This window comes from Pseudomonas sp. 1D4 (assembly GCF_001728925.1).
Classification (GTDB): Bacteria; Pseudomonadota; Gammaproteobacteria; order Pseudomonadales; family Pseudomonadaceae; genus Metapseudomonas; species Metapseudomonas otitidis.
Genome location: NZ_LXJQ01000059.1, coordinates 1 through 25,082, shown reverse-complemented (window position 1 = coordinate 25,082; position 25,082 = coordinate 1). Strand labels below are relative to the sequence as shown.

Here is a 25,082-nt window from a genome sequence, read left to right as displayed (position 1 = left end):
CGTCAGGTTCTCGCAAGCGGCATCAGAAGCAATCGGTCCGTCCTTCGATCCAGGACTCATGCCAAAGCACGGCGTTGAGCACGGTCCACAAATGGAAGCTGTAACCTCCTCCAGTGCCCATCTGGTGTTTCAGCATGTCGCGGAAGTAGTCATTGTCGAAGAAGCCCTCGCGTACCAGTCGCGATCGCTCGAATGCGGCGAGACAACGTCGACCGAAGTCTTCCTGTTTGAACCAGGCCTCCATGGGTGCACCAAAGCCTTGTTTCTTGCGGTAGATCATGTCGTGGTCGAGATAGGGCTCGGCGGCCTTCTTAAGCACGTGCTTGCCCACGCCGTCGCGCAGCTTGTGCCGGGGGTGCAGAGTGCGGGCGAACTCGATGATGTCGTGATCCAGGAAGGGCGTACGCGCCTCGATGGAGTGCGCCATGGTCAGCTTGTCCACGCGCATCAGCAGGTGTTCGGGCAGGCGCAGCTTCATTTCCAGGTAGGGGATCTTCTGCAGCACATCGGGTTCGAGCAGCTTGCCCCTGATGGATGACAGGTAGTGCGCGACTACCGCATTGCTGTCGGTGCCTTGGTGCGAGTCCGGCAGCAGGCCCTTGACCGGGCAGTCGATCTGACTGGCGAAGCTCGAGTGGTCGGGAGTGAGCTGGTCACGCATGCCCCCCCACCAGCACACTGCCCCGCCCCAGAACAGTTCCTGGCCGGAGCGCGCGCGCTTCTGGATCTCATTGTCTTCGGCTGTCAACGCCGGCAGCAGTGTCCTGGGTTGTGAAACGAAGCGTCGCCACCAAGGTAATCGGGGCCCAGGCAATGCAGGGTTGTAGACCGTCATCGCCTTGTCCCGGTAATGGTCGCACCACCAGTAGCCGAGAAAGTTCTCGTCGGCGCCCTCTCCCACCTGGACGACCGTGGTGCCGCTCTCACGCACCAGCTTGGACAGGAAGTACAACGGAATGCATACGTTGTCGGCGATCGGCTCGTCCTGCAGGCGCACCAGTTCAGGCAAGAAATCTTGCGCATCGCGGTGGTTGATCGTCATCTCGTGATGCTCGGTGCGGTAGCGCTCGGCCACTCGGCGCGCGTACTTGAATTCGTTGGTGTCGTCCTCGCCTTCGTAGCCGATCGAGAAGGTCGTGACCGGCGCGTCCCGCAGCTCGCTCATGAGCGCCACGTTGAGGCTGGAGTCCACCCCACCAGAGAGCAGCACGCCGAAGGGCACATCCGAGACCATCCGCCGCTCGATGGCCTGGCGCATCAAGGCGGTCATCTCCGACACCGCCTGTTCGTCGGTGCGTTCGCGGATGTCGGCAGCGCTGGGAATGCAGTCCCAGTACTTGCGCGCGCTGGCCTCGCCCCGTGCATCGACGGTCATTACATGGCCTGCCGGCAGTTTGAAGATGCCCTTGAACAGGGTCAGCGGAGCCGGTGTGACGATGAAGGTCAGGTAATGCCAGAAGGCGGCGGGTTCCATTTGCGGCGATACCGCAGGATGACCGAACAGCGCACGGATCTCCGAGGCGAACAGCCACTCGCCGGCCTGGGTACGGGTGAAGTACAGCGGTTTCTTGCCCGCGCGGTCTCGTGCCAGGTGCAGGATTGGGGCGTTCGGGTTGCGCGCATCGTAGATGGCGAAGGCGAACATGCCGTGGAACCTGTTGACGCAGTCGATGCCCCAGAGTTCGTAGGCGCGCAGCAGCACCTCGGTATCCGAGTGGTCGGTACGCCAGGCGAACGACCGGATCTTGGAGATCTCGCGGCGCAGCTCCGCGTGGTTGTATATCTCGCCGTTGAAGCTCAGCACTACGGAGGCGTCTTCGTTCGCCATGGGCTGAGTAGCCGCCGTCGACAGATCGATGATCGACAGCCGGCGATGCCCCAGTACGCAGCGCTCCTGCCGCTCCCGCCATATACCCGCACCATCCGGCCCCCGGTGCAGCATGCGATCCCGCATGTTAACCAGGGTCCGGTCATCGCATACCTTTGCATGTGGGTTGAAGGCGCCCGTAATTCCACACATTGAACGGCTCTCAGCGGTCGTTGTTGATGTCGTTGTCTTGCACCCGGGTCTTGCGCCGCCACCCGTCGAGCAGGTGGGATAGCTTGTAGAGCCAGGTCGATTTGAGCTGCTGCAGCTCAGCCGACAGCGCGGCGCACTCGCGGGACACGGCCCCGAGGCGGCTGCCCAGTTGTTCCACCTCGGCCTCGCGGGCTGCCAGCAAGGCGTTGCGTTCGCTCATCTCTGCTTCTGCTCGATTCACCTCTTGACGCAGCTCGGTCACCTTGCAATCTTCCCTCGCCACGCGAGCGGTTACCTGAAGCAATTCCTCGGCTACGCGATTCGCCGCGTCCTGCGCCCGTGTCGCCCCCTCGTTGTATTGCTCGGCAAGCCTGAGCGCCTCTTCCCGCAGCCGGACGATTTCCTGATGGAGCGCTTCGCTCGCCCTACCGGCTTCTTCCTGTACCCGCAGCACTTCGCGCCGCTCCGTGGCCACCTGCGCAGTCGCGCTGGACCGTGCCATCGGCGTCGCTTTCGCCAGAAGTTCCTCATCGCGTCGCCGATCCATGGCACGCGCCTGCTCAGCCAACCCGGCTGCATCGCTTTGACGACAGGCCACCACGAAAAGGATGGGAGCTGTCAGCGAAAGGCGCTCGAGCAGCGAAACAGCAGGACCGATGGCGTTCAGCAGCGTGCGGGTCACCAATGGCAATGGCTCGGATTCGCTGTGGCCGCCCAGCAGGTCTGCCGCTCCTCGGTGACGCCCTAGCATGTAGGCCGCCAGCTCGGGAAGACTCATGCCGTACTGCCCATCGATGTGCAGCAGGGCAAGCCCGCAACGTGCCAGCAGCTGGCTGACATGCGATGCGCCGAACAGATTGATATGGCCCGGGGTGTCGTAGCCCCCGTGCACCACGCTGCAGTCTCCGCGCTGTGCCCGCAGCAGGGGGGAGTCGAGGTTGGGGACGGTGAAGGCGATCACGCCGTTCTCGGCCAGCAGGCGATGGCACAGACCGAGCATGGCCGCGGGGTCCGCCATGTGTTCCAGCGACTCCCAGAAGCTGATCAGGTCGAAGCCGCCTGGCGGTAGGGGCTGCTCGACGTGCCTGACATCCAGCCCGGCCTCCTGGCACAGGCGCAGACACTCGCGCGAGGACTCCACGCCGAACGCCTCGAAGCCATGCGCGCCGGCCGCTACCAGCGAGTTACCGAGGCCACAGCCCATGTCCAGGTAACGTCCACCTCGGCGCTGTGCGAATAGTGGGCTCAGTCGTGTGAAATAGTCATCGAACCGAGCCAGATCGGCACTACGGTTCTCCTCGGACATGCGCTTGTTGAAGGAGCGCAGAGCGACCTCCGCCGCCTTGGGGCAGCGCTCGAAGAATCGCTCGAAAAGCAGTGCGTCGACCACCAGCGGAACATGCCAGCAGCCGCAGCGCCCGCACTCCTCGTAGGCGTAGCCGTCATAGGACTCGAAGATCCGGCGATGCCCACCGGTCGCTCCACAAGCAGGACAGGCACGCTGTTCGAGCCCCGCGATGAGAGGGCGGCCGTCACGGTTCCACAGGTAGACAGCCTCGCACCAGTCAGCCTGACTCATGGTGCTGAAAGGCGTCCCTATGTCCGTATCAGGCGCCTTGTCGCCGTCACCCTGGGGCGTGACCAATGCAACGACCAGTTGGGCGAGATCGCCAGCCAGATCACCGGCGGCCCGCTCAATCGGCATGGGAAGCCCGAGCCGCAGAAACCTTCGGCACCACCGCTCGCGCTGCGTAGATCAGCAACTCGCGCAGGCTCGGGTCTGCTTGCATCGCCTGGTGGTTCTCGAGGTCAATGCCGGCGAGTTCGGTTAGGCCGTAGAGGCTGTAGTTGAAGGCCTCGGACTCTAGCGTGGCGAAGGCGGATGCCTCCAGCATCCACTCGATCTCGCTGGCGGTGTACTCGCGGTGATGCCCTTCGAAAGGCAGCTGGGTGGCGAACTGGCTCTGGATCGGCGGATGGATCGACTGCCCCCGCGAAAGCTTCTGGCGATTGTAGATGTAGGCCAGATTAGGCGTATCGAGGACCATCAGTCCTTCGGGAACCAGTGCCCGGTGCACGTCACGCAGCAGCAGGCGCGGTGTATGCGGTACATGTTCGATCACCCCCATCAGCATCACGGCGTCATGATCGCCGGACGGCTCGAAGTCGGTGAAGTTCCGCACGGTCACGCCATGCTCCGCCAGCAATCGCTTGTTGTCATCGAAGCAGGCCCCGTAGCTGTCATAGGAGTCCAGCGCTGTAACCTGGTAACCGGCCTGGGCCAGCATCAGCGCGCAGTTGCCGAAGTACGCGCCGAAATCCAGCACTTTGGCACCTGCCCTCGCATGCCGCCGCAACAAGCGCAGAGCGCGGACCATGCGGATCGAGCTGAGGTTGATGTAGTTGGCCCAGTTGAATCCCTTGAGGCCCGGCGAATGCGCTTCCAGGGCCGAGTAATCCTTGCCGTCGATACAGGCCATCACCTGCCGAGCGGCGTTGTCGGCGATGCGGAACTCATCCGGGAAATCACGCTGCAGTTCATCGGTGAAGCTGAGTCTCATGCCTTGACCTTTTTGATGAGCAGACCCTGGGTCTCGTATGCCAGCGTGCCCTGCCCGACCCAATGGTCGTTGCTGGTGACGATACCGTTGTGTGCCAGCCACTGCGGGTACTCTGCGGCGCGGTGGCGGACCTGGCCCTGCAGGATGGCGTTGAAATCTTCCCGGTCGCTGATGCCGTCCACCAGTTCCTGCTGGAAGTGCACGTCGCAGGAGCAGATCTTGTCGCCCTTGTAGCAGGGCTTGGAGCCGGGGATGGCCTCGAGCCGGTTCTCGAAGATGTTGCCCAGGACCGGTAGGCCGGTGCTGATGCAGGGGGTGATGTCGCCACCCTGGCTGAGCCGTGCGGCAAAGACCCGGTCGGCGGCTACGCAGGTACGGCCCTCGCCTACCAGTACGCCGCCATCTAGTTGCATGAGGCTGGAGTAGCCGGACATGTAGGACGCCAGGTAGGCACGCTCTTCCGCTGTGTAGGCCTTGGGGTAGCGGGGATCGAACAGGGTGGTCGGCAGGAAGCCGACGCCCGCCTCCCGGCACTTCTCGTCGAGTACCGGCAGCAGGTGCAGCACCGCGGGTGCACCGACGAAGCGGACCAGGCAGGGAATGCCCAGCTCACGGGCTTCGCGGGCGTTGTCGAAGAACTTGTCCATGGAATGGCTGCCGATGTGCCAGTCCGGATGAAAGCTGAACTGGATGTACGCCAGCGCCTGGACGGCCTTGTCGGAAAAGGCTTTGCGCACGGGTACGGAGCCGTTGCTGTAGATCGCCACGCTGTCGCCCTGCCCGGCCAGCGCCTCGCAGAAACGATCCAGGTTGGGCATCAGCATCGGCTCGCCCCCGGTCATCTGGATCATCCAGGGGCGCCCGGCGGGTCGGTTGTCGGCGAAGAAACGCACCAGATGGTCGATGTAGGCCTTGTCGCGGAACGGTGCGAGTTGCTCGGTTCGCTCGACCGCGCCGCTATCCACCAGGCTGCAGTAACCGCAACGGAAGTTGCAGGTATCGAACAGCCACAGCTCCATGATGTTGGGTGCAATCATCAGGCTGACTCCGGGCAGGTGCTGCTCACCGTCACACACATCGGTAGCAGGGTGCTGGCGCCGGCGAGCTTGCCGCCATTGCCCTTGATGGTGATCTCGAGACCGCGATTGAAGGCGAAATAGACGTCATCGTTGATGGAGTAGAACTTGCCGTCATTCTCTTCGAAATAGCCGGGTCGCACCGCGAAGACCGTGAAGGTGTAGGTGCCCAGTCCAAGCTTCAGACCGGACCATTCGAAGCGCAGTCGCCCGCATCCAGTCGCGACGCTTACATTACCGGCACTGAGGCGGGCGATATCGGTAACTCCATCACGGTGGAAGGCGAAGAGGAACTCTACAGGCAGCGGACCGCTCCGTTGCTCGGTCCGGTAGTTACAGAGCACGCTGATGGCCTCACCGGCGTCGAAGACGAAGCGGGCTTGTCCGTCCTCGCCACACAATTCGATGTCCTCCAACCAGATACGGCCCGAGCCGTGCACGTCGGACTGCTTGGCCAACTGGGTTTCCGGTGGCAGCAACCCGCTGCGTACCCGCGACCACGAAGACGGCTCTGCAGCCAGATCCAGCTCGCTGCGCAGCTCGCACTTGTCCTTGAGCCACAGCTCGCACAGCAGCCTGTTGTTCGCGCTGGCCACATAGTCGATCTCCACGGCAAGCGCCGAGCCCAGGACCTGCTGACGGCTGAGGTCCAGCACCAGGCGGCAACGCTTGACCGCCCCGCCGTCAGCCATCATGCGCAGACCGGCCTCGCCATCGACCTCGTCGAAACCCGAGGATGGCTCGAAAACCGAGTCACCGTGCCGCATGAGGTATTCGCCAAGCAGGCGCTCGCCATCGAACAGGCGCACCGCGCGGACCAGAAGCTGCCCCTGCAGCGGGGCCTGGCCTACGGTCGAGAGTTCCAGCAGGCATATGCCCGCCTTGCGTGTGGAAATGGCCTTGGCGCGCAGGCGAGCTTCTTCCTGCAGACGTACCGAATGCTCGTAGGCGCGGATGACCTCGTCGCTGCGGCCATCGAGCAGCACACTGCCACGGTCCATCCAGATCATGCGGTTGCACAGTTTGGCGGCCGAATAGACGTCGTGCGATACCAGTAGCACGGTCGTACCGCTCTCCTCCGCCATCTCGCGGATACGCTCGAAACTCTTGTTCGCGAAGTAGGCGTCGCCCACTCCCAGTATCTCGTCGAGTACCAACAGCTCGGGGGAGATGGCGGTGGATGTGGCGAACATGAGGCGTGCCATCATGCCGCTCGAGTATGTCTTGACTGGCTGGTCGATGTACTCCTCGAGCTCGGAGAAGGCGATGATCTCCTCGACCTTCCGATTGGCGCGCTCGCCTGTAACGGCCAGGTGCGCAAGGTATGCGAGCGCGTTTTCGCGACCCGTGAAATCCGGATGGAAACCGGTGCCGATCTGCAACAGCGCATGTGCGCCCTGGCTGACCTCGAAACGGCCCTTGGTGGGTTGCGTCACCCCCGTGATCAGGCGCAACAGCGTGCTCTTGCCGGCACCATTGCGACCGATGAAGGCGACCTTCTCCCCTTTGCGGATGGTCAGGTTCACATCACGGATGGCCCAGTGTTCCTGGTAGGCATCGACGCGGCGCAAGAGGCCCAGCATGTCGAGGAACCGGTAGTGAGGCTTGGCGTAGAGCTTGTACAGCTTGGACAGCCCTTCGGCGCGGATGATCACGTCACTCATAGTCCACCAGCATGTTCTTGAAGCGCCGGAAGAAGGCACAGCCCAGGGCGAAGGTCACCACGCAGATCAATGCGAACCAGCCCAGCGCCTCCAGGTCGATCGGGTGATTCCCCAGAAGGACGGTACGGAAAGCCTCCGTCATGTAGTACACCGGGTTGAGGTAGATCATCGCCTGGAAGCCGCCCGGCACCATCTCGGGCTTGAAGCCGATGGGCGATATGAACATCAGCAGCAGCAACGACAGGTTCACGAAGTTGGCGACATCGGGCAACGCCACCACCACTGCCGAAAGCACGAACACGCAACCCAGCAAGAAAAGCACCTGCAGCACGATGACCAAAGGCAGGAGCAGAAAGCGCCAACTGATGTTGCCGTCACCTGTAACCAGTAACGCCACGATCAGGATGCTGACCACCTGCCCGGCCAGGGCAACCAGTACGGTACGAACGGGGATCAGGTCCACCGGCAGCATCACGTTCTTCACCAGATGCATGTTCTGTCGCAGGGACACCGCACCACTGTTGAGCGCTTCGCTCATGCCGATGTAGGGCACCAGGCCGGCGAACACGTAGAGCGTGTAGTCGAACTCGCTGTACCCCGGGAAGCGCATCTTGAACACCACCAGGTAGACGAACAGGTAGATGCCCAGCAGCAACAAGGGGTTGATCAGCAGCCAGGCCTTGCCCAGGGCCGAACCCGAATAGCGCTTGGCCAGCTCCACGCGGGTAATCGACGTCAGCACTCCGCGGTAGGACCAGATCATCGACATCACGCGACCGGCCGAGCGGGCGATCCGCAGGATCATCGCTTGAAGCCCCGGAAAAGTATCGCCACCACAGGTTCCCTGAGCCTGTCCACTAGCCGGGCGGCAATGCGCCGCACAACGTGTCGACCAGCCTGCCGGTTAGTGATGGCGTACTGGGCGATGCTGGCATCCGCCAGTGTGCGATCGAAGAATGGACCCTGGTAGCCGTAGGCCATGGGACAACGCTGGCAGGGCGGCAAGGGCGTATCGGAGTTCACCGTGCGTCGGAACTCGCGCATACGCTCGCCGTTCCAGATCTGCTGGAAGTCCTGTTCGAAGATGTTGCCCAGGGCGTAGTGTTCCTGGCTTGGCCCAGTGGTGATGCAACAGACGTCCATCCGTCCATCCACCGTGAAGTTGTTGATGTCTGTCCAGGGCTTCTGGCAGTAGTAACGCACCTTTTTCTTCGGCGTAGGCTCAGTCTTCGGCTTAGCGACCACGGCGGCTGCCTCTGGCTCGCCAGCGATGGCCTCCATCTCGATGCGCTCCACGCCCTCGCGCTCCCTGTCGGGGGCGGCTTCCAGGGTGTCGCCCCAGTCGATGCGCGCCTTCAGGGCTGCCTCACCGCGCGCGAACAGCACCACCTGCAGGCGGTGGTTGTCCGCCGTATCGATGATCAGCTCCTGTTCGTGGCGGCCAGCCTCGAAGGCGAACTGGTGCGTCCATTTCTGGAAGTCCTCGCTCAATACGCCGATGACCAGCCTACCCGCCAGGACCTCGACCTTGATGGGGAGCGCCAGGCGCGTGCCCGGTGCGCAGGGATTGGAATAGGACTTGATCAGGTAGCGTCCGGACAGGTTCTCCTGGGCTTCGATATCCAGCAGGTTGCCTTCCCAGCGTGCACGCACGCCGGGGCTGTCGATCTGCCAGCGTCGTGGTAACGGCAGCTTGAACTCGCTGCGGATGCCGGCACCAGGGCGCATGACCCGGATGAAATCGATGTCGGCGACGCAGGCCTCGGTGCAACTGAACTCCAGGGACACACGGGATGAACTTCCGGTCTCGAAAGCCAGCTCCACGTCCTGATCGCCCGGGACCGGCTGGATCACCAGGCTGGCCAATACCTCGCCGGCTTCACCTCGCACCGACAGCGTAAGGGAGGAGCCATCCTGCATCACCCGGGCCTTGAACAGCAGCTTCCCGCCAGGCTCGACCGGCGTCGCTGCGCTGCGCCAGGTACCCTGCCGCGGGCAACGCAGTACTGCTCGGTTCAGCGTCCAGGAAACGCTCATGGCCGCGTCGGAGCAGTGCCAGTCATTGCGGCGTGGAGCGAGGAGGCGTCCCTCATAGCCGGGCGGCATGATGACCCGGTCCACCGGGTCGGGGCGGACGGAGCGGAAAGTGGATGGATCGAGACGGATATCGCAGTCGTTGTTGGTGTAGGGAATCCTGCGTCGAGGTACGTCCTCCAGGTATTCCCGCGCTGCGTCCAGGGCATCGTTGACCTGCGATTCATAAGGCACGATCTCACGCAGGTCCTCCACCGCACCGAGGTCGGCGCCCAACTCCGAAAGCGGGCGGATCATGATGACGTTGACACGCAGGTCGTACTCGGCGAACTGCAGGAATTCCTGCAGTTCGTGGACGTTGGTCGCATGCACCACGAACGACACGAACACGCAGGGCGTATCGCTCCAGGCTCGCTGGTCGACGATGGTGCGGATGGTACGGGTGACGCGGTCGAACTCCTTGAGCTTCATCACCTCGCGATGCGTCTCGGCGGTAGCCGCGTTGAGCGAGAAGGTAATCGATTGAAGGCTGAGCAGATGCGGGATCTGCTCAGGCTCGATCAATGCCCCATTGGTGATCAGGTAGGAGGAGGCGCCCTTCTTCTGCAGCGTGACCAGCAGCGAATTGAATTCCTTGTAGATGGTCGGCTCACCATTGCCTTCCACACCGTACATGTAGGCGGTGTTCAGGGTCGGTGCGATGAACCGCTGGACCTTGTCGAACGGGAGCTGTTTCTTGATGATCCCGGTGCGTTTGATGGTCACCGAGCAGAAGTCGCACAACGCGTTGCACTGCCCGGTCGGGCACAGCGCAAGGTACATCGGAAGGCTCAGGCTCTCTTCGCGCCCCAGGCGCATCTCCATCCCGGCCACGAAGGCGTTGAACAGGCGTGAACGTTTGCAGCGTCGGTGGATATAGCGCTTGAGCGGCCCCCAGGTAGGCAGGTAGGTATCGACGTCGAGAATGCTGTCATCGGCCACATAGGGGGCGCTCAACATCTCGAGCCCGCCCAGCCTGAACTCGCTGCCTCGGGAGTAGCTACCGAAGTAGTTGATCAACGCCAGTCGGAAACGCCCGGTCTCGCCGGGAGCGTAGGAGAACGCCAACCTGTGATGGCCCGTTTGCTCCACGGCCCGTTGGCGTTGCCAGTTTTCGGGGGCTCCCGCGCTGCCCTGGTCCTGGGACCTGATCAGTACCAATGCCAGCGGAGCGGCATGCAATACCTCGACTTCGAGATCGAAGGTATAGAGCCATCCCTTCTCCAGCTGAAACTCCGAGGACAGTACCTGCGAGTTGAGCGGGCCGTGGTCGCACAGCCAATGGCCCAGCCCCTTTTCTCCATTCGCACAGACGCCTTGCCAGGACACGCCTGCGGCGATTCCCGGTTCGACGAAACCGGTGCGCTTCCTGCGCCCCGTGTCACGCTCGGCCTTGTCGGTCACTTCGACGAGTGGAATGGTCTTCATGCATGCAGTCCTTCAGTTTCCGCCTTCCATAAGGCATTGGCGCGTTCGCATCCTTGCGCGTATGACGGGCCATTCAGGGGCGCACCAACGAATGTCGCACCGGTCAAGGTAGTCGACTCCGCCACGATGGCCGCGGTGCGTATACGCACGCCGTAGCCACTTGAATACCAGGCCTCTTCGATTGACCAGTGCAGCGTCGAGGGCGCCTCGAACATCGCCTCACCTCCCGCGAAATGGAGACGGGCCCGATTCGCTTGCACCGTGACCTTGACGCTGGGGTGGAGCAGAAAGTGCCATCGCAAGGTGTGACCGGGCCTGCGGCCAATTCGATCCTCGACAACCAGCGCACCATCACTGCTCAAGCAGAGGCGACGCTCGTGCAGCAGTTCAGGTGCCAGGCGCTGATAAGACGAGTTGCGTCCGATTACACCTACACAGTGGTCCATGCAGACCGGGAACTCCCACTCCGGGTCGCCCTGCTGTACCAGTCGGAACAAGGCCTTGGGGTCCATTCCGTGCTGCTCCTCGCCATCCACCTGGACAGTGTTATGGGTTGCGGTGGAACGGAATTCATTACGTGCATCGGGATCCTGTGTGTAGGTGTAGCTGCCTGCATCCACGAAGAGCGGCTGGGCGCCAATGGCCCACTCGATCGCCAACTGATCGTTGTGCTTGTGGTTGCCGATACCGAAGGTGCCACAAACCGAATTACTCATCGCTACGTAATTCTCCCCCTGCCGAAGCACGGCGACGCCGGCACGCTCGAACAACATCGCAGGTAGAGGTGGGGGCAGTTCCGTGCAGGTTGGGGCAGGGTCCCATGGGTCGCGCCAGAACAAGGCTTCGACTCGACCGGAGGTATCCACTGAACCGCCCAGAGCCTCGCAACCCAGGACTGCAGCTCCTGCTGCCAGCAAGTGATCCATGTGCTCCTGCTCGATCTCCCAGCGGTCGTAGGCTGCGAATATATGCGCGCGTCCGTTATCGGCATCACCGATCTGCGGCAAGCGCCCGCCATCCTGGCGCAAGGCACGAACGAACTGGAGTGCCTTCACCAACCGATCACGGTACTCGGCCGAAAACGGTTGCTTGTGATGCAGGGACAGCGCATAGGCGGAGAGGAACATCTCCGTCACCAGGCGGTGGTACGGAACGCTGGACTCGAAGCCGCCTCCGTCATCCAGCAATTGCAGGCGCACCTGTTGTTCCAGTCCGGATTCGGCTATCCCTCTCCACACACAACCGGCATCCAGCCCTGGGAAGTTCATGGCCAGCCAGTAAAGGCCGAACAGGTTCGCCAGACCATGGTTGGAAACGATGATGCGCCCGTCCAGGGTGCCGAACTCCAGGTTGGCGGTGATGTGCCGCCCGTGTTGCACCAGACTCTTGAGGAAGCGACGCCACCAACGCCTGTCGAGTTCGCCGGAGCCCTGGAAGAACGACAGCCCTGCCTGCCAACTGACCAGGCGCAACGCCACGTCCATCGGGCAGGCCCAGTGCACGCCGATACCTGGCCGGGTATGAGCGATGAAGTCTGCAATGGTACGGGCATAGCAACGCGCGTACTTCTCGTCGCCGGTCAGCCAGTAGGCCTGCCCCAGCGCTGGGAAGTGCTGGCAGCGCGTCAGTTCCCAGGGGCCCTTCACATCGGCGTTACCACGGCGCATGGCAAATGGCGACCAGCGCCATTGGCTGAACACCGAGGCATAACGCTCGCCGGATATCGGGTCACGGTTCCAGTCGATACGGTGCCCGGCACCACGCTTGCCGCGGCGCATATCCACCGGGCCGCTGCCAAGCAGATCGAATTCGCCGCTTACCAATCGGTCGGCCTTCTCGATGATGCGCTCCGCTTCGCCGGGTACCGCCCGCAACTGGCGGACCACCTCATCGCGGTCGGATGGCAGGAAGTTGCGCCGGCCGAAGTCTCCTCGCCGCTGACGGATCAGATAGGCGTAGAAGCCGGGCCAGCCGTTGCGACGCAATATCGCGGTCATTTCGCCATCGGACGGCTGGCGTGCGAGCAGGTACTGGCGCCACTCCCAATAGCGCTCCTGGCGAGTCTCCAGGCCATGCAGCCAGGACTTCAGCCGCTCGCTGTGGGGCGCCGCGACCCTGCGCAGGCCAGCGCCGATCGACCGGCGCAGAAAACGAATGCCGCGGCTGATCATGACTGGCCCTTGATTGCAGCCGAGCACTGCACCACGTGTCGGATGATCTTGTGCACGTGCTGCTCCCAGGTGAAGTTGTCCAGCAAAGCCTGGCGCGCATTGGCGCCGAGCGCAGCCCAGAGGTCGGCTCGCGCGGCCAGCCCCGCCACGGCATCGACGAAGTCGTCCGTATCGCCAGGCCTGCACAGCACCGCGCGCTGGCCATCGATCTGTTCGGGATGTACCTGTGCCAGGTCCTCGGTGGTGAGCGATGGCGTGAGCACATCGCCGATCTGCTCCAGGCGGCTGGCCACGATGGCACCGCCAAGCGCCATGTACTCGAACAGTTTGGTCGGCGAGCCGAAGAACTTGCTATCGACCATGTGCCGGTTGTGCGGCGAAACCAGGATATCGGCGCACGCCAGCAGGTTCGCGGCCTCGGTCTGGGGAACCGTTCCGGGCAGGTGAACCCGATCCTGCAGCTTGTGACGCTTGACGACGTCGTCCACGAGATGCCGGAAATTACCATCGCCGATGAGGAGAAAACGCAGGTTCGGGTCGCGTTCGCACAAGCGCGGCAGTGCTTCGGCGATTACATCGATGCCGTGCCAACCGCCAAAGGTGCCAACGAAACCGATCACGCTATTGTCGGCCTCCCACCCCAGTGCCATGCGCATTGCACGCTTCTGCTGCGTATCGATCGGCGCATAGTGCTCGGGCGAGCAGCCATTGGGGTTGAACAGGATCTTCTCTGGCGCAATGCCCTGCTGGATCAGGCCATCCTCGATCACCCGGGAGATCGCTACGATGGTCGTGGCCTGGGCGAAAGCCGCCCGCTCGGCTGCGGCGAAGGCCGCCTCCAGTTCATAGCCGCGCTCGTCGAAGCTGCGTTTCATGGAAATTTCCGAGCCGTTGTACTCGAGGATGTAGGGAATCCCCAGCTCGCGGCTCAGTTGCGCGCCGACATAGCTGCCCAGGATGGCCCGCTCGTAGATATAGGCCGGCTTCAGTTCGACCAGGCGGTCGCGCAGCCACCGATAGTAGAAGCGCGAGGCCTTCAGCACGTCGATCTCATTACAGGTCGACGACGGCGAATCCATGATTACCTGCTCGATCCCCATTGCATCGAGCAGATCGAAACGGTTGGCCATGAAACACACCAGCCTTTCGGTGCGCGCGGCCAGTTCCTGCGCCACGTAGCAGGTGTGCCCGTAGCTACCGCCGGCAGCGATCTTCACCCAGTAGTCGGTACGCAGGTAAACGCCGGTGCCGGGGATTTTGTTTTCGGGGCTGGGCATGCTGCCGATGGCGAGCGGATAAGGCGAGGCCTCGGCGATATGCCGCTCGATCTCGGCGACGATGGACGACTCCGTGTCACCGAGCATGCGGGCCAGGTCGGCGGGCATCCACTCGACCACCAGGTCGGTCACGTCCAACGACGAAGGGCCACCCAGCGCGTTGCTGAACACCAGCGTCAGTCTCTCGGAGGTCCCCGGGTCGATGACGAAACGCTCGGAGAAACGGCTTCTGGGCAGCGGATAGTTGCCAAGCCAGCTGGACTCGTCGGCATTCAGGCAACCAATGGCCATGGCGCCGCTGGCCAGTTCACCGGAAACCGACAGTACCGCCATCTGCCCGGGACGCGCCGCGATCGGCAGCGAGCGCAGCTGGTAGCCCCAGTCGGAGTCGTCGCTGACCAGATGAAAACCTTGCTCTCGGGCCATGAAAGTACGAGCCGCAACGGGGCTCCAGCCGAACTGCTGCACACGTTCGATGCGTGCCACGCGCATTGCGTGCCAGGCGCCTGCGGCACGGCGTCGGAGGGAGCGAGCTACACGCAGCGGGAGCTGAAGAATCGACAGATGGCGCACGGCTAGACTCTCTCCGAGTACGCGACGTTATGGGTGGTGAGGACCTTGATCAGCGCTTCGCGGGTAGCGGGTTCGGCGCCAGTGATCGAGATCACGCCTTTTTTCAGCAGGCCCAGCCAGATATCCGGGCCCTCGATGCCCTCCTTGCGGAGCCGGGCACGCACGGGATCGAGCATCAGGTTCACCTGATTGACGTTACGGCACAGTTGACGGCTGCCTTCGACGCTGCAGCTACCGCCCGCCTGGACCACGTCTGCCACTGAGGAGTCCAGCGGCAACAGCAGATCACGCACCGCCTCTTCGGCGGAGTGCAAGCGCACGTCGGAAGCCGGCAGCGCCAGCGCTTCGTCCAGATCGAGTTGCATGTTGTCTGCAACCGTTACAAGCCCGGCATTGAAGGTGGGGTCGAAGATGTAGAAGCGCTTGGCATCGGCGGGGCCGACGGCTACTACCGTAGTGACATGGGTGAAGGTGCCTGGTATGCCGAAGTCCATGGTGAAGGCTTCATAGCCGAACATCTTCAACAGCCGCGCCTGGAACACAGCGAAGCCGCCGCAGGAGGCGCCATTGCGCTTGGCCTCGAACGACTCGGTCAGAATCTGCCCGAGCGGCAATCCGCTCATTACCGCATGCAGGGCCTCCTCACTTTCGATCACCAGCCGCGGCGACAGCCAGTGCATCAACTGTGTGGCGCCGCCCAACCCATCGGCCTGCCGCGCCATTTCCGGAGCCAGATTCAGAGCCGGAATCTCCTGCCTGATCCGCGTCATCATCTGCGCATCGGTGGTGCAATCCGCGCAAGCCGCCAGGCTGAACGCTTCCAGCTGGTAGGCGAACTGCTGGTCGGCGTAGATCAACAGTTCTAGCCGTGTGCCTGGCGCAACGGTGACGGACAAGGGGCCATCGGGCATGCGGAAGTAAGTGCTGGGCTGATCGTCCATGGTCAGGCGCCCGCTGACTGCCTGATCCCCCAACTGGCGCCCTAGAAGCTCCAGCCTGCGAACTCCTGGCTGGCTGGCTTCGACCACCAACCCCAGGCCCGCCGGGGGAGTTTCGCTGCTGATTCTCAGATTTCCGCGTGCCAGAGCGAGAGTGGGGGTCCGATAAGGCTGCACGGCCAGGCCGCTGTCCTCGCCGAAGAAATGCCAGGCTGCCGCCAGTCCACTCGTCTGCTGCCCATCGACGACGCAGTCCGAGCAGGCCGTCAGGCTGGTCTTTTCGATCACATAGGCATAAGGCACATCGGCATAGATCAGCAGCTCGACCTGGGCGCCGGGGGCCACCGTGAGGGACAAGGGGCCATCAGGCATGCGGAAGTAGGTGCTCGGCTGGCCGTCGATGGTCAGGCGTCCGCTCACGGGCTGAGCCCCCAACTGACGCCCTATCAGCTCCAGCTTGCGCGTCCCTTGCTGGCGGGGCTCGACCACCAGGCCCAGCCCCGCCGGGCCCATGTCGCTGCTGATCTGCAGATCGCCGCGATGCAGTACCAGATCGGGGTTCTGATAAGGCTGCACGCGCAGGCCACTGTCATGGCCGAAGAAATGTTCGAGCGCAGACGGTCCATGCAGGTCCAGCAGTGTCGAGCGCGATACTGCGAGTGCGGTCAGGCTGGCAACCATCAGGGCGGCAACGCCCAGCAACCGGGGGCGCCACAGGCGCAGATCGGCGACGGAGATACGCGGCAGCTGCCAGCCGAGGTGCGCCTGGCTCAAGTGCGGACGCAGCCTCAAGGCCGGCGCCTCGACCAGAGTCCAGGACAGTGCGGCCAGCACGAAGGCCACCAGCAGCGATGCCCAGGCCAGCCAGGCCTGCCCGGTCATGCCGGCGTAGTAGAGCCCTAGCGGTAATGGCATGTGGAACAGATAGAGCCCGTAGGACAGGTCGCGGCCGCGCATCCAGCCTGACAGCTGCGGCCAGGAGTGGGCGAGCGAGAGCACTACACCCGCCAGCAGCAAGGCGCGCAGGGCGATATCCAGGTCAGGTATGCGGTACCTCACGGCCGTTGAGCCGGTTTTCAGGAAATAAAGGCCGGTGATCACCCCCCATGCCAGCAGCCACCAGGCCGCTCGCCCGACGAAAATGACCTTCAGACGTTGCCAATAGATGGCCACCGTCGCCCCGGTGAGAAACAGCCAGAAGTAAGGGAGCGGACTGGAGTGGATCAAACCGGTGGAGCTCGTGGTCGGCTCGTTGAGCAGCATGGGGCCTACGTGCATGGCGTAGGCCAGCGAACCGCCGAAACACAGGAGGATCAGCCAGGGCGTCAGCTTCAGACGTGCCAGGGTTCTGGAGAGCACCAGCGGCACCAGCAGGTAGAACCCCAGCTCGACCGGGATAGTCCACAGCACATCGGCGGGATAGCTCTGGTACAGGCCCGTCCAGGTGAAAGGCCCCCAGTCGGCGACCAGGTTGCCGTAGAAGTTGGAGCCGATGAGCATCGCCGACAACAACCACTTCCAGAACATCGGCTCCAGCAGCATCGACACGGCGAACCCGCCGGTACAGGCCAGCAGCACGATGACCAGCAGGTACTGCAGCCACAGCGCCGGATAAATGCGCAAGGCCCTGCTGCCCAGGTACGCCCAGAGGCCACGCTGGCGGCTGACATAAGAGCGTGTGATCAGGAACCCGCTGACCACGAAGAATACGGGAACCCCAGGGAAGCACTGCAACAGCAGGTCGACTTCGCGTGGTAGCGGCACCTGCAGCCACCAGAAGGTGTGCGAAAACGCCACCTGCAGAGCAGCCAGCAGGCGGATCAGGTCGAAATTGTTGTCGTGCTTGTCGGCAAGCATATCGCTCAGTCGTCCACCTCAAGGGCTCCGGTTCCCATGAGCAGCTCCTCGACCCGCAGCGCCACCGCCGTGGTCTCGATGATTTCGTCGAAAGAGATCGGAGCCGCGCCCCCGCTGGCCAGTGCTTCGGCCAGCATCTTCATCTGCGTGGCCTGCCCCTTGTCAGCCTCGGTAGCTGACCAGAGCACCTCCCCGGTGCTGGCCTTGATCAGCTGCTTGAAGTCGTCGACGACATAGGCTTCGCCGTCGCAGAACACTTCGATGCGCTCTTTCGGCAGCCCCTGCTTGGGGCCGAGGGCGGTGTAGAACAGGTTGCCGATACTGCCGTCGGCATAACCGACCGTAGCGGAAAAATTGTCGGTAACGAGGTAAGGCCGTGCGCCCGGATTGATGCCCGTGGCGGAAACGGATATGACGGCCGCCCCAGCCAGGCAACGGAACACGTCGTACATGTGGCAGGCTTCGCCGATGTTGCGTCCGCCGCCCTGCTCGGTCTGGATCCAGTGGTCCAGCGGGATGTAGCCACCGTTGAGCCGGTAGTTGATCGCCAGCGGCGCTGTGCGGTTGGAGAGGACCTCGCGCAGCGCCTGGATGGCTGGGGAGAAGCGACGGTTGAAGCCCACCATCAGCAACGGTGGGTTCGCCAGGGAATCGTGGCACTCCACCAATGCATCGAGCTGTTCCCAGGTGATAGCGAGCGGTTTTTCGACGAATACGTGCTTGCCGGCCTTGAGCCCGGCCATCGCCTGGAAAGCGTGCTCGCAATGGCGGGTCGCTATGACCAGCATGTGCACATCAGGGTCATCGATGGCGGAGTCCAGGTTGGAGGCGAATACGCCAAGCCGCCGCTCACGCACGAAATTGCCGCCACGTACGGCGTCGCGACTGACGACTCCCCGCAGGAAAATCCCGTCCTGACGATCGAGCATGGGCACCAGCATGGACTGGCCATAAGCCCCCGCCCCCACCAGCAGGTAGTTGATCTTGTCCGCCTGTGGGGTGCGCGCACCACGCAGGTGGATGCGCTCAGCCTCGGACGGTTCGACCACGGAGCGGCCAGATGTGTAGTCGAGCAGCACGCCAATAGGCGCCTCCGGGCTGCTGGCCAACATCTTGTATAGCGTTGGCGCCTCGTCCACAGGGGCCACGATGTCCACCAGGGATTCCACGTCCAGGCGCCCGGCTGCGATCAGCTCCATGTAGCTCTGCATATTGCGGTTGAGCGTCCAGCGCACGTAGGCGAATGGATAATCGCGACCCTTCTCCTCGTAGTTCGTGTCGTATCGGCCGGGACCGTAGGAGGTGCTCATGAGCAGGTCGATTTCCTTGCGATAGAAATGCGCACGCTGCACGTTCAGGCCTATATCGCCAACGATCACCACGACGCCACGGCGCCGCGTCACTTCCATTGCCGTATTGATCACCGCATCGGACTTGGTCGCGGCCGTGATCAGGGTACGATCACAGCCCTGTCCTTCGCTGATGTCACGCACCAGACGGAGGAATTCCGCAGGATTGGCACTGCCATACTCCATGCCCAGCTTCCGTGCACGCTCCACACGCCTGGCGTCGAGATCGAATCCGATCACCTGGCAGCCTGCAGCTCGCAGCAGTTGCACGGTCAGCAGGCCCAGCAGCCCCAGACCGATGACGGCGATCCGCTCTCCCAGATCGGGCTGGGCACGACGCACGCCTTGCATGGCGATGGTACCGATGGTGGTGGACGCGGCCCAACGCATGTCACAGCCATCCGGGACGCGACACACCAGATTGCGCGGCACCTGCACATAATCGGCATGGTTGGCGCGGCCGGCACCGCCGCAGGCCACTCGGTCACCGACCTTCAGTCCCTGCACCCCGGCGCCCAGGGCAATGACGACACCGGCGGCCGAATAACCGAGGTTCCACCCCGTCTCGTCCATCTCGTTATGGGGATCGCCGTCGGGATTGGGAGCTACCAGCACCACGCCGAGGCGCTCGAAATCGGCGCGTGTCACGCCGCCCTGGGCATTGGAGATGACCAGCTTGGCCGCGCCCTCCCCTTGCGGATCGAAGATCAACCGGTCGTCCAGCGCGCCTGGCGTCAAGGTACGGTTCCCCAGCCATTTGCTGCCCGCGTCATCGAGGATGCCGATGGCCAACCTGCCACTGTCGATGGTGCCGCGTATTTCGACCGCCACCTGGTAGCCCACGGGAACCTGGAAACTGGCGGTATGGGCCTGGTATTGCCAGTCCGAGTCGTCGCTCAGCAGTGTCAGGCGCCCCCCGTGATAGCTGAACTCCGTGGCCGCATCGCGCTCCCAGGAAATGGAGTCCAGATTGTGGTCGGGCTGCCGCGGTTGCGGGCGATCGGGAATGAGGCGAGCGATTCGGCTCTTGGCGATGCCTTTGAGTCGCGAAGCCGCCAGCCGCGGGTCAGCGATGGCCTTGGCCAGATAACGCCCGGCACGACTGGTGATCTCCCTGGCCTGGTCCAGCCCGGTGGGAGCCTCGCCTGAGGAGACGGGGCGCAAACCGGCAACCTCGGTCCCCACGCTGATCATCGAATAGTGGACCTTAACCAGTACGGCGCCGGGCTCTACGCCAGGTGCGGGCATGCGTGCGACACGTACGCGATCGTTGGCCAACAGGACTTGCCTCATCAACACGCTCTCTCGTCATGAGCCGATGCATCGGGACGGCCAGCGGCATCGCCTTGGCCATCCCGATGTCAGGACTGCAGTTGCTTCTCTATCGCCAGGGCCAGGCGGGTCGTCGCCAACTGGCTCCTGATGTTCCTTTCATCTATCACGCCCGAACCGATGGCATCTGCCAGTGCCACGAGTTCCTCGTACTGGCCCTTCTGGGGCACAGGCGACGTCCAGGATCTGGCGCTGTCGCCCGACACCGATATCGTCCGGTAGTCATCAAGGCTCAGCACCTTGCCGTCGGTGTAGATGTCCATGCGCTCCTTGGGATGGCTGGCAGCTCCCAGAGAGGTGTACAACAAGGACGCCACCGAACCATCGCTGTAGCGGATGGTTGCGGTGAAATTCTCGTTGGCGCGAATGCCGCCTGCGCTGACGCCGATGGCGGTCGCTTCCACCGATACCGGTTCGGCGTCGGTGAGGAAGGCGAACAGATCATAGATATGGCAGGCCTCGCCGATATTGCGGCCTCCGCCCTCCGGCCCGTGCACCCAATGATCCGGAGACAGGTAGCCTGCATTCATGCGGTAGGAAATCATCATCGGTGCGCTGCGCTGGCCCAGCATAGCCTTGAGCTGAACGATGCCTGGCGAGTGGCGCCGGTTGAAGCCGGTCATCAACAAGGGCCTGGGGCAGGCATCGGCATTCGCATAGAACGCTTCGATGGCCGCCACTTCATCCTCGAGCAGGGCCAGTGGCTTTTCGATCAGGACGTGCTTGCCGGCTTCCAGAGCCTCCCTGGCAATCGCTCCATGCAGGTGATGACGCGTGGCGATAAGCACCAGGTCGACATCGGGATCGGCCAGCGCCTCCTGGTAGTCGGTACCAGCGAAACTCGCTCCGAATTGAGTGGCCACAGCTTTCGCTGTACTGCCCGTGCGGCTGACGATCCAGCGGACTTCATAGCGTTCACGCAGCCTGACCAGGTTGGGTAGATGCACCCCCTGGGCGAAACCACCTGCCCCGATGACGGCGACCCGAATTCTGCCGTCAGCCCGCGCGGGCTGGCGCAGCATCAAGCTGTGTTCCCGCTTGGGAGGGGCGTCCACGGGATAGCGCAGCAGCGCCAGCAGGGGACGCGACTGTCCCTTGGCCAGTCGCGCGTACAAGGCTTCCGCCTCAGCAAGATCGACTATCTCGGGCGAAAGCGCCTGCAGGTCCACCTTGCCTTGCTCTAGCAGATCCAGATAAGCCGCCATATTGCGATTCTCGGTCCAGCGCACGTAGGCAAGCGGATAGTCCTGCCCCTCCTCCTCGTAGTTCGGGTCGTAACGCCCCGGGCCGTAGGAAGTAGAGATAAGGAAGTCCAGCTCCTTGCGATAGAAGTCTTCACGCTTTAGGTCCAGTCCCACATCACCCACCAAGACCACGCGCCCCTTCTTGCGGCAGGAACGCATGGCCAGGCTTATGAGGTCGCTACTGGCGGATGCCGCCGTCACGACCACGGCGTCCGCGCCCAATCCGTCGGTCATCCAGGCCACCCGGGAAACCTGATCGTCCTGGGTCGGATCGATTCCAAGGTACATGCCGCAGCGTCGCGCAACTTCAAGCCGTCGCGGGTCCGGATCGACACCGATGACTCGGCAACCATTGGCCTTGAACAGCTGCACAGCAAGCTGCCCGAGAACACCGAGACCAACGACCATGATGGTTTCACCCAGCGTCGGAGCCGTCCTGCGTACCCCTTGCAGGGCAATGGCGCCCAGGGTCACCGTAGCGGCATGCTGAGAAGGGAGTTCCGCTGGAACTGCCACCACCAGATTGACGGGAACGTTGATGAACTCTGCGTGGTTGGCGAGACCTGCGCCGGCGCAAGCGACCCGATCACCAACCTTGAATCCTTCGACCCGATCACCCACCGCGACTACCGTGCCTGCGGCCGAGTAACCGGTAGGCTGGCCAGCCGCCAAGGTGCCACGAACCCGCTCTACGGTTCGGGCAAGGCCTTGCTCGCGCACCATGTCGAGCGCCCGACGGATTTTTTCAGGGTGCTTCAGGGCCCGCTTGTAAAGCGGTTCCGCCGCTGACGCGACGCTCGCGGCCTCGGTGCCGACGCTCACGCAGGAATACTGCACGTGCACGAGAACGTGCTTGCTTCCCACCAGGGGGGCGGGGACATCTTCCAATCGCGCGGCACCCTGCTTCAACAGCAGTTGCTTCAACGCCACGCTCCTCGGGTATCGATCACGACCTTGTCTTCCAGCAACGAACGGTTGATGGTCAGGAACATCTTGTGGTTGACCAGCAGCAGGACGATGTCGGCATCGGCGATGGCCTCTTCGGCCTGCATGAACTCAACGTTGCGATACTTGGCCAGGGCCGGCGGCAATGTGTCGATGTGAGGTTCCACCGCATAGATGAGGCCATCTATCTCATGAGCCAGATGTGCCGCGATCTCCAGTGACGGGCTTTCGCGGAGGTCGTCGATGTCCGGCTTGAAGGAGAGCCCCAGGCACGCGACCTTGGGATTGCGCAACCCCTTGACGGCGTCCTTGACCCGCTCGATCACCCAACGCGGCTTGCCATCGTTGACCAGGCGCGCGGTGTGGATCAAACGCGCCAGATCAGGGGTTTGCTCGACGATGAACCAGGGGTCGACCGCTATGCAGTGGCCACCGACCCCCGGCCCAGGCTGCAGGATATTGACGCGGGGGTGGCAATTGGCAAGTTCGATCAGCTCCCACACATCGATGCCTTGACGGTCGCAGATCAGCGAGAGCTCATTGGCGAAAGCGATGTTGACGTCACGGAAGGCGTTCTCGGTCAGTTTGACCATCTCGGCGGTACGAGCGCTGGTGGTCAGGCACTGGCCTTCGACGAATACCTGATAGAAGGCAGCGGCACATTCAGCACACCTGGGGGTCAGGCCACCGATGATGCGATCATTGCTCACCAGCTCGTGGATGATCTGCCCCGGGAGCACACGCTCGGGACAATATGCCAGACGGATATCGGAGTCCTCGCCAGCCTGGCTCGGGAAACTGAGGTCGGGACGAGCCGCATGCAGCCACTGCTCCAACTTCTCGGTGGTGCCCACCGGCGAGGTGGACTCGAGTATCACTAGGTTGCCCTTCTTGAGCACGGGGGCAATGTTGGCAGCCGCTGCCCTGATACAACTGAGGTCAGCCTGATGGTCATCCTTGAACGGCGTAGGTACCGCGACCATGAAGACATCCGCCGCTTCAGGCTGCAGCGAGGCACGAAATCGCCCGGAGGCTACAGCACCGGACAACAGCACATCGAGTTCTGCCTCGACGATATGGATCCTGCCCGAGTTGAGCGTCGCTACAACGGATGGATTGACATCGACGCCCAGGACTTCGCAGCCGCGGCTGGCGATCAAGGCGGCAGTCGGCAGACCGATGTAGCCCAGCCCGATCATCGAAACACGCTTGAATTGGATCATCCGAGTATTCTCTGCACGATTCTCTGCGCAGCCATGCCATCCCCATAGGGATTGCCGGCCCTGGCCATCATTTCGTACTCAACCTGGCTGGTGAGTAGCCGTATCGTCTCCGATACGATCTTTCCGCAGTCCGTCCCCACCAATCGCACGGCCCCGACCTGCATTCCTTCCGGGCGCTCGGTTGTGTCGCGCATCAGCAGCACAGGCTTACCCAGCGACGGAGCCTCCTCTTGGATGCCGCCTGAATCGGTGAGGATTAGGTGGCAACGCTTCATGAGGTAGACAAATGGCAGGTAGTCGAGCGGCTCGATCAGGTGCACCTGCGGGCAGTCACCCAGAATGCGGCGGACAGGCTCCTGCACGTTCGGATTCAGGTGCACTGGATAGATAATTTCCACATCATCACGTGCGGCTAGCCCACGCAGAGCGAGGCAGATGTTCTCGAAGCCCTGACCGAAGCTCTCGCGGCGGTGGCCGGTGACCAGGATCATTTTTCGCGTGGAATCTAGAAAGCCGAACTGATCCTCGAAACGCTTGATCAATGCACTGTCGGCCTCGATGCGGTCGACGGCTGCCAGCAAGGCATCAACCACGGTGTTGCCGGTTACGCAGATGAAGTCATCGGCAACGCCTTCCTTTGCAAGGTTCGCGCGCGCGGCCTCGGTGGGGGCGAAATGGTAGGCAGCAATAGCGCCAGTGAGGCGTCGGTTGATTTCTTCAGGCCACGGGGAATAGATGTTCCCAGTACGCAGCCCCGCCTCGACGTGCCCAACCGGAATGCGTCGGTAATAGGCTGCCAGACTCGCGGAAAAGGTGGTCGATGTATCGCCGTGCACTAGGACCACGCCCGGCTTTTCCACTTCGAGAACATGCTCGATGCCTTGCATAACGCGGGTCGTGATATCAGTCAGGCTTTGCCCGGGCTTCATGATATTCAGATCATGGTCGGGGACGATACCGAACACATCCAGAACCTGATCCAGCATTTGCCGCTGCTGAGCCGTGACGCACACGCGTGCGTTGATCCTTGGTTCAGATTGAAGCGATTTGACCACCGGAGCCATCTTTATGGCTTCCGGCCGCGTGCCAAATACACAAAGTACTTTCATTCTCTCCAGAATCCTTCTGAACGCAGAAAACCCTTGTTTCTGACAGCAAACAGATGCCTAGCTGTTAGCACTTCGCGACTCACTGTAAGGGCACAACTTATGTTGCTAGTGGTGTTTTGGCAATTCCCCTTGAGCAAATACAGGCTTGCAAGCCGCCACAAGCGCCGTTTGCAGCAGAGCGACCGATAAGTCCACCGCCCCAAGGCACCAGTGGTTGAACCACAGTGACGCCCATCCTAAGA

General features: G+C 62.7%; 14 protein-coding genes. All 14 read right to left on the bottom strand.

Annotated features, from left to right (window positions below; genetic code table 11):
* Window positions 1-22: 22 nt before the first annotated feature.
* The 14 genes from asnB to wecB all read right to left on the bottom strand — a co-directional run bounded on the left by asnB (window position 23) and on the right by wecB (window position 24,840).
* Window positions 23-2,020, bottom strand: coding sequence for an asparagine synthase (glutamine-hydrolyzing) (asnB, locus tag A7D27_RS23265; RefSeq protein WP_069566233.1), 1,998 nt, complete (start codon window positions 2,018-2,020; stop codon window positions 23-25).
* Window positions 2,021-2,030: 10 nt separating this feature from the next.
* Window positions 2,031-3,725, bottom strand: a complete 1,695-nt coding sequence (locus tag A7D27_RS23260) for a bifunctional 2-polyprenyl-6-hydroxyphenol methylase/3-demethylubiquinol 3-O-methyltransferase UbiG (protein WP_069566232.1) — start codon at window positions 3,723-3,725, stop codon at window positions 2,031-2,033.
* The gene (locus A7D27_RS23255) at window positions 3,715-4,581 is read right to left on the bottom strand and encodes a bifunctional 2-polyprenyl-6-hydroxyphenol methylase/3-demethylubiquinol 3-O-methyltransferase UbiG (protein WP_069566231.1); all 867 of its coding nucleotides are present in this window, start codon (window positions 4,579-4,581) and stop codon (window positions 3,715-3,717) included. Before A7D27_RS23255 ends, A7D27_RS23260 begins: the two co-directional genes overlap by 11 nt.
* Window positions 4,578-5,618, bottom strand: a complete 1,041-nt coding sequence (locus tag A7D27_RS23250; RefSeq protein ID WP_069566230.1) for a radical SAM protein — start codon at window positions 5,616-5,618, stop codon at window positions 4,578-4,580. The genes A7D27_RS23255 and A7D27_RS23250 overlap by 4 nt, the downstream gene beginning before the upstream one ends.
* Complete coding sequence (locus tag A7D27_RS23245) at window positions 5,618-7,321, bottom strand: polysaccharide ABC transporter ATP-binding protein (RefSeq protein ID WP_069566229.1); 1,704 nt, start codon at window positions 7,319-7,321, stop codon at window positions 5,618-5,620. The genes A7D27_RS23250 and A7D27_RS23245 overlap by 1 nt, the downstream gene beginning before the upstream one ends.
* The gene (locus A7D27_RS23240; protein ID WP_069566228.1) at window positions 7,314-8,126 is read right to left on the bottom strand and encodes an ABC transporter permease; all 813 of its coding nucleotides are present in this window, start codon (window positions 8,124-8,126) and stop codon (window positions 7,314-7,316) included. The genes A7D27_RS23245 and A7D27_RS23240 overlap by 8 nt, the downstream gene beginning before the upstream one ends.
* Window positions 8,123-10,822 (bottom strand): radical SAM/SPASM domain-containing protein, encoded by a 2,700-nt coding sequence (locus A7D27_RS23235; protein ID WP_069566227.1) that lies wholly within the window; start codon window positions 10,820-10,822, stop codon window positions 8,123-8,125. Before A7D27_RS23235 ends, A7D27_RS23240 begins: the two co-directional genes overlap by 4 nt.
* Entirely contained in the window at window positions 10,819-12,993 is a 2,175-nt protein-coding gene (locus A7D27_RS23230) for an alginate lyase family protein (protein ID WP_069566226.1), read from the bottom strand. Before A7D27_RS23230 ends, A7D27_RS23235 begins: the two co-directional genes overlap by 4 nt.
* The gene (locus A7D27_RS23225; protein ID WP_069566225.1) at window positions 12,990-14,762 is read right to left on the bottom strand and encodes a glycosyltransferase family 4 protein; all 1,773 of its coding nucleotides are present in this window, start codon (window positions 14,760-14,762) and stop codon (window positions 12,990-12,992) included. The genes A7D27_RS23230 and A7D27_RS23225 overlap by 4 nt, the downstream gene beginning before the upstream one ends.
* A gap of 83 nt (window positions 14,763-14,845) precedes the next feature.
* On the bottom strand, window positions 14,846-17,638 hold the full coding sequence (locus A7D27_RS23220; protein ID WP_083265753.1) for an acyltransferase: 2,793 nt from the start codon (window positions 17,636-17,638) through the stop codon (window positions 14,846-14,848).
* Between the two features lie 5 nt (window positions 17,639-17,643).
* Window positions 17,644-20,280, bottom strand: coding sequence for a bi-domain-containing oxidoreductase (locus tag A7D27_RS23215; RefSeq protein WP_240922971.1), 2,637 nt, complete (start codon window positions 20,278-20,280; stop codon window positions 17,644-17,646).
* Between the two features lie 68 nt (window positions 20,281-20,348).
* Window positions 20,349-22,487: a bi-domain-containing oxidoreductase gene (locus A7D27_RS23210; RefSeq protein ID WP_069566223.1), complete on the bottom strand. Its 2,139-nt coding sequence runs from the start codon at window positions 22,485-22,487 to the stop codon at window positions 20,349-20,351.
* Window positions 22,484-23,731, bottom strand: a complete 1,248-nt coding sequence (wecC, locus tag A7D27_RS23205) for a UDP-N-acetyl-D-mannosamine dehydrogenase (RefSeq protein WP_083265752.1) — start codon at window positions 23,729-23,731, stop codon at window positions 22,484-22,486. The genes A7D27_RS23210 and wecC overlap by 4 nt, the downstream gene beginning before the upstream one ends.
* Window positions 23,728-24,840, bottom strand: a complete 1,113-nt coding sequence (wecB, locus tag A7D27_RS23200; protein ID WP_083265751.1) for a non-hydrolyzing UDP-N-acetylglucosamine 2-epimerase — start codon at window positions 24,838-24,840, stop codon at window positions 23,728-23,730. The genes wecC and wecB overlap by 4 nt, the downstream gene beginning before the upstream one ends.
* Window positions 24,841-25,082 lie beyond the last annotated feature (242 nt).